The organism is Roseibium polysiphoniae, assembly GCF_014842925.1.
Classification (GTDB): Bacteria; Pseudomonadota; Alphaproteobacteria; order Rhizobiales; family Stappiaceae; genus Roseibium; species Roseibium polysiphoniae.
Genome location: NZ_JACYXJ010000003.1, coordinates 394,434 through 407,149, shown reverse-complemented (window position 1 = coordinate 407,149; position 12,716 = coordinate 394,434). Strand labels below are relative to the sequence as shown.

Annotated in this window: 11 protein-coding genes; 2 read left to right on the top strand and 9 right to left on the bottom strand. The window is 58.2% G+C overall.

Translation table 11 applies throughout. The features are described from left to right. Positions 1 to 21: 21 nt before the first annotated feature. The 5 genes from IG617_RS08835 to IG617_RS08815 form a co-directional block, all read right to left on the bottom strand. Positions 22 to 1,593, bottom strand: a complete 1,572-nt coding sequence (locus tag IG617_RS08835; RefSeq protein WP_192108853.1) for a GMC family oxidoreductase — start codon at positions 1,591 to 1,593, stop codon at positions 22 to 24. 11 nt (positions 1,594 to 1,604) lie between these two features. Beyond that, a complete protein-coding gene (locus IG617_RS08830; protein WP_192108852.1) occupies positions 1,605 to 2,129 on the bottom strand; it encodes a twin-arginine translocation signal domain-containing protein in 525 nt (174 codons plus the stop codon). Between the two features lie 26 nt (positions 2,130 to 2,155). Further along, complete coding sequence (locus tag IG617_RS08825) at positions 2,156 to 2,551, bottom strand: VOC family protein (protein WP_192108851.1); 396 nt, start codon at positions 2,549 to 2,551, stop codon at positions 2,156 to 2,158. A gap of 106 nt (positions 2,552 to 2,657) precedes the next feature. Continuing rightward, on the bottom strand, positions 2,658 to 2,948 hold the full coding sequence (locus IG617_RS08820) for a ribbon-helix-helix domain-containing protein (RefSeq protein WP_153768359.1): 291 nt from the start codon (positions 2,946 to 2,948) through the stop codon (positions 2,658 to 2,660). 213 nt (positions 2,949 to 3,161) lie between these two features. Beyond that, a complete protein-coding gene (locus IG617_RS08815; RefSeq protein ID WP_192108850.1) occupies positions 3,162 to 3,746 on the bottom strand; it encodes a VOC family protein in 585 nt (194 codons plus the stop codon). 231 nt (positions 3,747 to 3,977) lie between these two features. Between IG617_RS08815 and IG617_RS08810 the strand changes: the two genes are divergently transcribed. After that, a complete protein-coding gene (locus tag IG617_RS08810) occupies positions 3,978 to 5,039 on the top strand; it encodes a DMT family transporter (RefSeq protein WP_192108849.1) in 1,062 nt (353 codons plus the stop codon). Positions 5,040 to 5,064: 25 nt separating this feature from the next. On the opposite strand, the gene IG617_RS08805 is transcribed toward IG617_RS08810, so the two are convergent. The 4 genes from IG617_RS08805 to ade all read right to left on the bottom strand — a co-directional run bounded on the left by IG617_RS08805 (position 5,065) and on the right by ade (position 10,868). Further along, positions 5,065 to 5,949, bottom strand: coding sequence for a helix-turn-helix transcriptional regulator (locus tag IG617_RS08805; protein WP_192108848.1), 885 nt, complete (start codon positions 5,947 to 5,949; stop codon positions 5,065 to 5,067). Positions 5,950 to 6,040: 91 nt separating this feature from the next. Continuing rightward, positions 6,041 to 7,705 carry a long-chain-fatty-acid--CoA ligase gene (locus IG617_RS08800; RefSeq protein WP_192108847.1) on the bottom strand — a complete coding sequence of 555 codons (1,665 nt, stop codon included), beginning with the start codon at positions 7,703 to 7,705 and terminating at the stop codon, positions 6,041 to 6,043. Between the two features lie 278 nt (positions 7,706 to 7,983). Beyond that, on the bottom strand, positions 7,984 to 9,141 hold the full coding sequence (locus IG617_RS08795; protein WP_192108846.1) for an AAA family ATPase: 1,158 nt from the start codon (positions 9,139 to 9,141) through the stop codon (positions 7,984 to 7,986). Then, the gene (gene ade, locus IG617_RS08790) at positions 9,138 to 10,868 is read right to left on the bottom strand and encodes an adenine deaminase (RefSeq protein WP_192108845.1); all 1,731 of its coding nucleotides are present in this window, start codon (positions 10,866 to 10,868) and stop codon (positions 9,138 to 9,140) included. Before ade ends, IG617_RS08795 begins: the two co-directional genes overlap by 4 nt. A 461-nt stretch (positions 10,869 to 11,329) precedes the next feature. Here ade and IG617_RS08785 point away from each other — a divergent pair, with 461 nt between their 5' ends. Further along, a complete protein-coding gene (locus IG617_RS08785; RefSeq protein WP_254170486.1) occupies positions 11,330 to 12,649 on the top strand; it encodes an ROK family transcriptional regulator in 1,320 nt (439 codons plus the stop codon). The last annotated feature ends 67 nt before the right edge of the window (positions 12,650 to 12,716 follow it).

Genomic DNA, 12,716 nt, shown 5'->3' with positions numbered 1-12,716 from the left:
CAAACGCAATGCAGCCGGCTGCTAGAGATTGCCTTTGCTCAATTCCGATGCGATCCGGTCCGCCTGCCGGATCGCCAATGCCACGATGGTCAAGGTCGGGTTCTCAGCCGCCCCCGTCGTGAACTGACTTCCGTCGGAAACGAAGAGGTTCGCGACATCATGGGTCTGCCCCCACCGATTGACCACACCATCACGCGCCTTTTCCGACATCCGGTTGGTTCCCAGATTATGCGTCGACGGATAAGGCGGCGTCGGGAAGGTCCGCGTCGCTCCGACCGCGTCATAAAGGGCCATGCCCCGCTCATAGGCATGTTTGCGCATGGCAATGTCGTTGGGATGGTCGTCGAAATGGACGTTTGGAGCCGGAAGACCATACTGATCCTTGGCGTCATGGTTCAGTGTGATCCGGTTTGTCTCCTGCGGCATGTCCTCGCCGACGATCCAGAGACCGGCCATGTTTTCATAGGAATCCAGTGCCGTCGTGAACTCGCGTCCCCATCCGCCCGGGTCCAGGAAAGCCGCCATGAACGGCAAGCCCAGCGCCAGGGTTTCCAACTCGTAGCCCCCGACAAATCCGCGCGACGGATCGTATTTGGCTTCATCCTGGACGATCCCGGCCATGGTGGTGCCGCGCCACATACGCACGGGCTTGTCGAACACTGCGTAGACCGAACCGGTCATGTGCCGCATGTAGTTGCGTCCCACCTGACCGGATGAGTTTGCAAGTCCGTCCGGGAACATGGCGGACGCGGAGTTCAAGAGCAGCCGTGGGCTTTCAATCGAATTGCCCGCCACGCAGACGACCCGGGCCTTCTGCAGGTGTTGGTTGCCGTCCTTGTCGGCATAAAGAACGCCTGTGACCTTGCCCGAGGCATCATGTTCGATCTTCAGGACATGAGCATGTTCGCGCACTTCCAGATTTCCGGTCGCCTCGCCGCGTGGAATATCGGTATAGGCGGCCGACCATTTTGCCCCCCATTTGCAACCCTGAAAACAGAACCCGGTCTGCTGACAGGCCAAACGGTCGTCGTAGTCGCCGCTGTTGATTGCCATACGGCCGGTATGGACCTGCTCGTATCCCAGAGCTTTCGCTCCGGCTTCGAAGACCTTGTAGTTGTTGTTGCCAGGCAGGCCTGCCCGGTCACCGGTACGCGTCACGCCCAGCTTTGTTTCGGCCTTCTCGTACCAGGGCTCCATCTCGGCCAAGTCAATGGGCCAGTCGAGCAGATTTGCACCCTGGACATCGCCATAGGTCGTCTTCGTCTTGAATTCATGCGCCTGGAAACGGAGCGATGCACCCGCCCAGTGGGTTGTTGTGCCGCCGACAGCCTTGACGATCCAGGCCGGCAAACCGGAAAAGTCTTTGGCGACCCGCCAGTCGCCGGACGTTGTCCGTTTGTCCAGCCACGCCAGCTGGCCAAAGCTTTCCCACTCGTCGTTGATATAGTCGTCCGGCAGGTACCTCCCGCCGGCCTCCAGAGCCACCACGCTCACGCCCTTCTGGGCCAGTTCGTTGGACAATACGCCGCCACCGGCGCCAGTACCGATGACAACCACTACCGTGTCATCATTCAGGTCAAATGGTGCTGCCATGATCCGCGCCCCTAAATCCAGTTGATGTCGTCAAAGCCGCGGTCGATGTAGCCACCCTTGGAGTAGCTCTCACCCTCGTAGCCAAAAAGCGGCCAAACGGCCTTCTGGTTGTAGAGACTGGTCACGAGCCCGCCCCGGATGGTCTGGAAGAAGGGACTTGCCTCCATCGCTCGAAGAATATCGACCCGGTCGCGCTCCCAGCCGGTATCAAGGTAACTGCCATGCCCAAGCCCCTGCGCAGCGCTGTTGAGCGAGGCAATGCCCTCCTCGATCATCGCCGCCTGATCGGCATTGTCGTAGCTCTTGACCGCCACGGCGTAGTAGTCGTCGGCAACATGGTCATGTGGATAGATGTCGCGCGCCATCTGGATCAATGTGGCCATCGTCTGCGGCGACACGTGGCTCACCTCCATCGCCCAGGCGCCCGAGACACCGGCGACCAGGTTGGGGCCGATCATGAGAGCCGCTGTGACGGCCGCGCTACGCGTCAGCAATTCCCGACGCGTCATGCCGCGTCGTTCCATCGTCTTTGTCATGTCCTCTCCTCCCGTCGGCAATCGCGTCAGGTGTAGCGTCCGTGCCTCTGCAGAACCTCGATCTGATAACCGTCAGGGTCCTGAACAAAGAAAAACCGGGCCAGCAGGACGCCATCCCGCTCAAACTCGACAATTTTTCTCGGTGAAAATCCGGCAGCCTCGAAACGGGCATGTTCGCCGTCCAGGTCATCGACACAAAAGGCCATGTGACCATAGCCATCCCCCAGGTCATACGGCTCGGTACGATCCTTGTTGATGGTCAATTCCACTTCAAAGTCAGCGGAATCATTTCTCATGTAAACGAGTGTAAAACTGTCGAAATCAAGTCGATCTGCGACATCTAGATCGAATGCTTCCTTGTAAAAGGAAACAGACCGTGCCTCATCCAGCACGCGAAACATCGCATGAATAGCTTTTGCCAACGCTTCCTCCTATTTGGCCGTCTTTGCGACCATGAGGAAAGAGTGCGCCGTTTCTTAAACTTGCTGGTAGTATTAAAGTACTACACTCAAATTTTCTTCAATATCGTCATTCCGCCGCGATCGTTTCGACGTGCCCGAGTGTCCGACGGGTGCGGATCAGACAGGCGCAGCGCAGCAGGGATGTAAAATTGCGGGCCTCGCCGCGCAGCTGCAGAACCTCGGAGTGCAGCCTGGACACAAACGCCGGCGTCGTGACGCCTTCACTCGCGGCAATTTCGTCGACGATCTGCCAGAAAGAGCGCTCAAGACGAATGCTCGTGCTCTGCCCATTCAGCCGAAGGCGCCTCGTCTCCGGTTCATAATCAGCGGGATCCTGTCCTGCAAAAATCTCACACATGCCTAACCTCCCGATTTTTATAATTGGGACAGCAATGATGTGCTCACTGGTCTGAAACGCAAGTCCATGCAGGACGAGGGAAGCGCATGTTGCCGCCACATCGGCAATGGGACCGCAAAAAGATGCGGAATTTCAACCATCCGACTTCCTTTAGGGAACATCACCTTTGCCGTGAATGCAAGAATTTGAAACAAGAAAGCGCTCTCGCGAAGCTTAGCCGTATGGATTTTTAGGTTCCCGGTCGTCCGAAAGGCTCCGCCGGCCCTCCCGGACCAACGCCTCGATCGCATCGGCCAGATGCACTTCCTGAATGTTGTAATCCCCGCGCGCTACGCGGAGTTTGTGCGCCTCCAGCATCACCTCCCCGTGGGAGACCCCTTCCGGCGGTTCGAAACGATAGGAGGCAAGCTCGATCAGGAAGCCGAGCGGATCGCGAAAGTAGATGGAATCCATGAAACCACGGTCTTTCGGGCCGCTATGACGAACGCCTCTCTCGTCAAGACGCTCGGCGATTTGTAGAAAGCTCGCTTGCGAGACATTCAGCGCCAGATGATGCACACAGCCATTCGACTGGGGAACAGGCGACGGATCAGCCTTGCGGGTTTCATCGGTAAAGATGGTGATCAACCGGCCGTCACCCGGATCAAAGTAGAGATGGCTCTCCTCGGCGTTGTCCAGATTGGGCTGTTCAAAAACGAAAGGCATTCCCAGCATGCCCTCCCAGAAATCGATGGATGTCTGCCGGTCCGCACCAACGAGCGTGATGTGGTGCACCCCCTGCGTCTGGATCTTCCTCATGATCGCTCTCCCGATTTGGTCGAAATCTCTTCCTGTCTGGCTATACCGTGCAAGCCCGAACCGGCAAGCTGTCAGCAGGTAAACAGTCTGTCTTCTCCCTGCAGCGGACAGTAGCTGCCCTTTCCAATTTCGGCAAAAGGGGTATTGTCGGTCTCATCTTCTGCCGCCCGTCGTTCGGAACGCCACAGCGCCCGCTGCTGGTCATGCGCATGAAACCGCCAAGGAAGCACCATGAACAAGGCCCCTAGCTCTGAAGCCGGGGACGCTGATCCGTCTTCATCAGATTCCAAGCCAGATCCAGAGAATGGCAATTCGGCTGGCCCAAACTCCCCAACGGGCGCCGACGAGCGCGCTGGCGTTTCTTGGACGGCGCGCCTTGGTCAGCGGCTCGCCGCCTTGCCCACCAACACCATCGGCGCTCTCTGGATCCTGCAGGCGGCCTTTCTTTTCACCATCATGTCGACGCTGATCAAGCTGGCGGGCAGTGATCTGAGCGTGTTCCAGATTCTGGCAGTGCGTCAGGCCGTGATGGTGCTCATCGTCGCGCCTCGGATCATTCGCGGCCTGCCAACGTCGCTGGCCACCAAGCGCCCTGATCTGCAGATCGCCCGTATCATCTTCGCGACAACGGCCATGCTCTGCGGCTTCACCGCCATCATTGAATTGCCTCTCGCCGATGTCACAGCACTCAGCTTTTCAAAGACCTTCTTTCTCACCATCTTCGCCATCTTTTTCCTGGGCGAAACCGTCGGCATCCACCGCTGGGGCGCCACCATCGTCGGTTTTCTGGGCGTATTGTTGATGCTGCGTCCTGAAGGGGACGGCTTCATCGACCCGTTTGCGCTGCTGGCAATCATCGGGGCGGCCTGCGCGGGACTGGTCATGGTCATCCTGCGCATCCTGACGAAAACCGACAGTCCGACGACCATCCTCACCTATCAGGCGGTCTTCGTCGGCCTGATCATGGCGGGTCCGGCGATCTACACCTGGAAAGCGCCAAGCCTGGAGGAATGGGGCCTGCTCATCATGATCGGCGTGGTCTCCTGGGCCGCGCAGATGTCAAACATCAAGGCCTTCCGTGCCGGTGAAGCAACCGCCATCGCGTCTCTGGATTATACCCGCCTGCTCTATGCCACCATCATTGGTGCGCTGGTCTTCAGCCAGTGGCCCAGCGTCGAAACGCTGATTGGTGCCGGCATCATCATCGCCGCCTCCATGTACACGGTCAGGCGCGAAGCTGTGCGCGGACGTCAGCTGGCTCGCGCCGCCGAAGGGCGCGGCTACAACAACTGACAAGAGCTGGTCTGGGATTTAGGCTCTAGTAGCCATTGAAGCGAACGGTTCCAAGCTTGGTGACATCATAGCCGCCAAGTTGATCGGCCTTGGCGGCAAGGCTGCTGGAACGTGCAAAGGCAAGGAGTTTCTGGAACGGAGCCTCAAAATAGTCCCGGCGGCCGACCAGAAGGTCGAACCTTTCCTCGCAGACAGGCAGAAACTCGAGCCGGCTCTGCCGTGCCGCCGTTTCCAGCCCGAAGGCTGCATCCGCCTCACCAGAGAAGACAGCAAGAGCCGCCTCGCGCTCGTCGCGAACCAATGGCCCGTCCTGGACAACAGAACTCGGATCGATGCCCATCTCGCTCAGTTTCCGTTGCAGCAGGACATGACTGCCGGCGGCTTCCTGGCGCCGCGTCAATCGCCGTCCGACCATATCCGTCAGGCTTCGGATCTTAAGAGGGTTGCCTGCCGGCAGGATGAGCCCGCGGCGGCGCTTGGCCCACTCAATCAGCACAACAGGTTTGAAGGAGAAATGGCGCTCGACCTGTTCGATATTCCAGTTGTCGCCTTCGCTGTCGGGAACATGCATTCCGGCAGCAATGCCTTCCTTCCCGGCAAAGCGCTCAATCCCATCCAGACTGCCGTCGAAAAGACTGGCAAGACCAGAACCTGACTCGCGCAAGGCCCATTCCAGGAGCGGATCATGGCTTCCGAGTACGACTTGCGGGCGCTCGGCCTCATCTTCCGCCGTATCACCTGCCCGGTCGATCCAGGCCAAAACGGCATCACGAGGGAACAGGAGTTTCCCGGTAGCGCGGCTGTGTGGAACATCGCCGGTCGCCGCCAGATCATAGACCTTCCGCTCCTTGACCCGGATCAGATCAGCCAATTCACGGGTCGTCAGATAGCGTGGCAGGTCTTCCAGCATGTATTCGCTCGCCTTCGAAGGTCGGTTCGGGACACCTTGTCGGTACCCCGAACGACGTCAACAGGCAAGCAGCAGCTTTTCGCAAAGCCGGTCAGGCGGTTGCGGCCAGTTCGGACCGTTTCGCCATTTCCTCCTCAACGAGTTCCTTCTTCGACAGTTTGCCGACCATTGTTTTGGGCAGCTCGCTGCGGAACTCGACCTCACGCGGCAGTTCGATGGTCGAGAGGTGATCCTTCAGGAACTCCTTCAAGTCCTGAGCACTCACCTCGGCTCCATCCTTCAACTTGACGAAGGCCTTGGGGGACTGGCCGCGATAGGGATCGGGAATCGCGATAACGATGCACTCGTCGACCGCTTCATGCTGGTACACCGCCTCCTCGATCACCCGAGGATAAACATTGTATCCCGAGCAAATGATGAGATCCTTGATCCGGTCGACAAGATAGATGAAACCATCCTCATCCTGATAACCGACATCCCCCGTGTGGAGAAAATCGTTCTCGATGGTCTGCTCGGTCTCGTCCGGACGCTTCCAATAGCCTAGCATGACCTGGGGCCCCTTGAGGCAAAGCTCGCCCTTTTCACCCGGCACGGCATCCTTGCTGGGATCTTCCAGATCGCAGAATCTTGCCTCTGTGCCAGGAACGAGACGGCCGATGGATCCGGCAACGCTTGTGCGGTCGAGCGGGTTGACCGCAGCCACAGGCGAAGATTCAGTCAGGCCATATCCCTCAACCAGAATACAGCCGGTCAGTTTCTCAAAGTTGCTTTTGACTTCGACCGGGAGCGGAGCACCGCCAGAAAGACAGAGTTTGATCGACGTCAGATCGTATTTTTTCGTCAAAGGCGAGTTGTTGATGGCGGTAAACAGCGTCGGTACGCCCGGGAACAAGGTCACGTTCTTGCGCTTGGCCGCATCAAGCAGGGATTTGAGTTCGAAACGGGGCTGAAGCACCATTTCAGCGCCCAGCACCACCGCCAGGTTCTGCGCCACTGTCATCGCGAAGACGTGAAAGAACGGCAGGACACAGAGCATCTTCTCCTTGCCCTTCTCCGCCTTTTCAAAAACGCAGCGCATCTGTTCGATGTTGGCCGCCAGATTGCGATGGGTCAGCATCGCTCCCTTGGGAACACCGGTCGTACCGCCGGTGTATTGCAGCACGGCAATATCCGTTTCCGGATTGATCTTCACCGGCGTTGCCTTGCCGGGAACCGCTTGAAGGTCCTCAAGGCGGATATGAGCCGCATCATCGGGAATTGAGGCGACTTCCTTGCGCTTGAACAGGCTGAAGAGCAGCTTCTTGGGTTGCGGCAGGATCGCGGTCATCGGGCAAACGATGATCTTGTCCAGAACGTTTTCCTGACGGATCGCCTCGACCTTGTCGTAAATCTGGCAGAGATCCATGGTGACCATGATGCGCACGTCGGCATCACGCGCCTGAAACGCCAATTCACGCTCCACATACAGCGGATTGAAGTTCACGACGGTGCCGCCGATCTTCAGGATCGCGAAGTAGAACACCGTATAATAAGGCGTGTTCGGCAGGCACAAACCAACATGAACGCCGGGCTTAACACCCATCGACTGCAGGCCAGCAGCCGTTTTTTCGACCATCTCGCCATACTCACGATAGGTCCAGACCTTGCCGAAAAAGTCGGCTGCCGGACTGTCCCCCAGGTTGTTGATCGTGTCTTCGAGATATTCGTGCACCGGGCGCGGCGTGAACGCCTCGCACCATTCCTCCGCAGTCGTCATGGCGATCTCCAACTCGCTCGTTTTATTTACACCTGACGACCAGAGCTCCCCTTCAGCACAAGGTCTTTCCTATGGAATGACCGTGTTGCCGCCTCCTCGCGGAACTGCCTTTTGTCAGGCGAGGCCATTTCGTGGCCTTCTGCCTCATGAATTGCACATATGGTTCCGTAAACGTCAACTCGCGACGTAACGACACCCCCCCAAGTTTTTTTGGATTCAAAGGCATCACTTCGGATTTTCGGCAAGTTGGCCGTCTCTAATGCTTATTTGGGGATCGTCTAGCGCTTTGGCCAGTTCCATCGCGGCGAATCGACATCATCTATGACCGTTTCGCCCAGTTCCTTGCGCAGTTCATAGCGCAGGCACCCGTCACAGATCGCAAGCTGGTCCGCCAGCTGATGGGCATGGGTCACCAAAATGACCTGCGTCTTCTCCGCCGCAGTCGCCACAAGACGGCCGAGCGGTTCGAGCAAACGCGGGTGCAGGCTGGTCTCCGGCTCGTTCAGCACCAGAAGCGGCGGCGGACGGGGCGTCAGCAACACGGCAATCAAGAGCAGATACCGCATGGTGCCATCGGACAACTCGGAGGTTCGCAAAGGTCGAAGCAGCCCATGCTGATACATCAGCACCTCAAACAGGCCATCCGTGACGCGTATCTCGATCCGCGATCCTGGAAAGGCATCTTCAACCGCCTCATCGAGAAGCCGCGGATTGCCGATTTCCTGGATGGTACGCAAGGCGGCCGCCAGATCGGCACCATCGCCGGAAAGAGCGATCGTGCGCGTTCCGATGCGCGGCACACGGCCCGGGGCGTCGAGATCAGTGCGCAAATGATCGTAAAACCGCCAGCTCCGCATACGTTCGCGCATCACCAGAAGCTCGAGCGCATCCCGCGGGTCGGCCGCATGGGTCATCATGCTGTCAAAGCTCACCAGATTCCGCATGACCGGAACGCGATACCCCTGGCCGTTCAAGACCCGGACGCTCGGTCCGTTGCGGCTGGCAATCTCGTTGTGCCGTGTCAGCGCCTCGCCCGCCCAGAGCGCTTCCGCCTTGATTTCAGGATCGGAATTGAAAAAGGACGTGCCGTCACCAACAGGCAGACCAAGATCAATGGCATAGCCATAGTCCTCGTCAGAAAAGCCCAGCTTGAGGCTGACTACCGACGTCCTTCGGGTCCCCTGAACCGGAACCTCTCCGCTTTTCATGGTTCGTGAAATGATCTCCGGCCCCGCCCACAGCGTGGACGTCAGGCCACCCTCGCGCGCTAGAGAAGAAATCGCTCGTCCTTGGGCGACATCCGCGAGCAACCGGATCGAGCGGTAGAGGCTCGACTTACCACTGCCGTTCGCACCCGTGACCACCGTGACCCGGTCAAGCGGCAGCACCAGATTGCGAAGGGATCGATATCCCGAAACGGCAAAGCTCAGGATCATGAGGCCCTGTCGATCAACTTGAAGGCATTGACGTCAAACAACCCGAAATCCGTGATTTTGAGATGCGGAATGACTGGAAGCGGCAGGAAGGCGACCTGAAGGAAAGGCTCTGGAAGAACGCACCCCAGGTCTTTTGCGGCCACGCGGAGCGTTTCCAACTGGGTCTTGACCGTCTCGAAGGGCTCAAGGCTCATGAGCCCGGCCAACGGCAACGCCATTTCCGCCTTGATGCCTTCGTCGTCAGCAACGACAAATCCGCCCTTCAATTCGATCACCCGATTGACGGCTTTGGCCATGGCAGCTTCGCTCGCTCCGACAACGCAGATGTTGTGGCTGTCGTGGCCAACGGAGGAGGCGATGGCGCCTTCTTTTAACCCGAAGCCCGAAACGAAGCCGCATCCTATGTTGCCGGTCTGCTTGTGGCGCTCGACAACGGCCACTTTCAACGCGTCTTGCGCCAGGTCGATCTGCGCCAGACCATCTGCTGCGGGCAAAGTCATTTTCAGATGTTCGGTGATAATGCGGCCCGGAACGACACCAATCACGTCAGCTTCGCCGGCCTTAGCCTCCACAGAGAACGCTTCTGCCGTAACAGGCGTCGCCTTGACGCTGTCGAGACCGACAGGGGCGACAATTTTCCGCTTGTCGAACTGGACGGCCTCCACCGGGCGGCCTCCGCTGACGACCGAACCGACACGGCAATCTTCAAAATCATCCAGAAGCACGAGATCGGCGCGCCAACCCGGGGCGATCATGCCTCTGTCCTTGAGGCCGAACGCCGTCGCGGCGGACCAGCTCGCGGCGCGATAGGCGTCGAGCGGGCGAATGCCCTTGGCGATCAACCGCCGGATCATACTGTCGAGATGGCCTTCTTCGGCGATGTCCAGAGGATTGCGATCATCCGTACAGAGCGCAACGAAGGCGGACACATCCGGCTGAAGGATGGATGCCAATGCATCCAGATCCTTCGAGACAGAGCCTTCCCGGATCAGGATCGTCATGCCTTTCGAGAGTTTCTCGAGCGCTTCCTCTGCCGTCGTCGCTTCATGATCGGTGCGAATGCCGGCGGCGAGATAGCCATTGAGCGCCATTCCGCCGAGCAGTGGCGCGTGACCATCAATGTGCCCACCCTGAAAGGCCTCAAGCTTGGCGAGTACTTTCGGATCCCGCGCCAGAACACCAGGGAAATTCATGAACTCAGCCAGGCCAATGACCTTCGGATGATCGCGCAGGGGCAACAGGTCCTCAATCTCGAGACAGGCTCCCGCGGTCTCAAAGGCTGTCGCCGGCACACAGGAGGACAGGTTCACACGAAGATCCATCAGCGTCTCGAGCGAACTTTCGAGAAAATACCGGATCCCTTCAGTGCCCAACACGTTGGCAATTTCATGAGGGTCGCAGATGGCGGTCGTCACACCGTGGGGCAGAACACACCGATCGAACTCGAAGGGCGTCACCAGAGACGATTCCACATGAAGGTGCGTGTCGATAAAGCCCGGAACCACGACCCGGCCCTCGGCGTCGATCTCCCCGTCGCCTTCATAGGCGCCCTGTGTCCCGACAATACGATCGCCGACGATCCCGATATCCGTCTCGAGCATTGATCCATCCAGAACGGAGAACACCCGCGCATTCTTGATGACGAGATCACAAGGCACTTCGCCTGCCCCTGCCGCGATTGCCTTGGCGAGAAACTCCGCCCCGTGCCGTGCTTGCCCTTCGGACATGGTCAACTCCGATGATTGTGCGCGTGCGCAACGCTGTTTTCACATGACCGGCATTCTAAAGCGGTGATTGGCACCAAAGCAAAGCCTGTCCGGACAAGAGCCCGTACCATGCACAAAAGTCGGCGAAACGGGATTGTTTCAAGCTTAAATTCGAATTGTGGAGACAATAAAAGCTCAGCCATCTTCGCATTTTTCGCGCAATTAGAGCAAAAATTATAAAAACAACCAAAGTAAAATATTATAGATTACAATTACTTGCCGCAATGCATAATTCAATATGCGCACTGCGTCATAACTTTCAAATTGACAGAACTAGTCTTTTCGAGAATAATTAAATCAACAATAATTAATAAGACTTTGCCGTGTCCCCCCCATCGACAATGGCACCTTGTTTTCCGCGTCTTTCGGCCCGCTCGTGCCGGAAGCGCGGAAAACGATCATTTTGCAGGAGTTCTGTTTCTTTGGCCCTCACCCGACCTAAGGCCCGAGGCTCCAATTCGGTGCAGCTCCGCCGTTATAACGAGCGCATTGTCCTGCAAATTCTCCGACGTGTTCAAAAAGCCTCCAAGGCGGATCTTGCCAGAGCAGCCAAGCTGACTAACGCAGCCGTCGGCGCGATCATTCAATCCCTGGCACAAGATGGCCTGATTGAAGAAATCGGCAAGCATCATGGCGGCGGCCGCGGCCAACCTGCCACCCTCCTGCGCCTGGCGCCCAGAGGAGCGTTTGGATTCGGCGTTCGCATCGACCGCACCAACCTTGAAACGGTTCTCGTCGATTTTGAGGGCAAGCTCATCGGCCGCAGCACCCACGATATTATTTTGCCAGCTCCCGAAGCTGCACTGGAGCTCATCCGCAAGGATCTTGAAAACCTGATGAGCCTGCTCAGCGAGCAGGAACGACGCAGGGTGACAGGTGTCGGTCTCGCCCAGCCTTTCAATCTTGGCGCCTGGCTCCATGAGCTTGGCCTTCCCGAAGCAAACTTCAAGCTTTGGGACGATTTTGATATGGCCGCAGCGATGGAAGATGCCACGGGCCTTCCGGTGTTTCGCGAAAACGACGGCACAGCAGCAACGGTGGCGGAAGTCTTTTACGGGCACGGCCGCCAGCGCGACGATTTCCTCTATCTTTTCATCGGACCGGCGATTGGTGGCGGGCTCTGTATCGGCGGCGACGTCATACGAGGCGCCGCCGGAAACGCCGGCGATGTGGCGATGATCCCGGTTCCCCCAAGCACGTTGTCGACCGCGCCCAAACCCAAGAAGGCCTGGGACCTTCTCCTGACGCGCGCCTCACTTGTTGCACTTGATCGACACCTGGCGCCGGACACCTTCCCGAGCAATGGCCGCCTCGACCTGCAGGCCGCATTCGATCGAGACGATCCGCTGGCTGCAGAATGGCTGGATGACTGCGTCGCAGCCTTGACCCCTGCGATCAGCACGGCTCTGGCTCTACTGGATGTTCCGCTCGTCATAATAGATGGAGATCTCAACGGCGCATTCTGCGAACGATTGGCGAGCGACCTTCAAGCAGCACTGGCCGAAGCGGCTCCAGAAGCCCGATCAACACCGGAATTGTTGTTTGGCAGTTTCGGTCAGGACGCAGGCGCGATCGGCGCAGCCAGCCTGCCGATGTTCTTCAATTTCTCGCCCCGTGCGTCGATCTTGACCGGCGGAGTGCTGAGAGGACCGGCTGGAGCGGCACCACGCGAGGACCCGGCTCAAGCGTCAAGCAAGAGCAAACAGACAGAACGATACGTGGCAACAGCCCCACGCCCGTAGCAAGACCGCTTGACGGAAAGTTTCGCATGCAGGAGTGTCCGCCCAACGCAATCATGTTATATTTTCT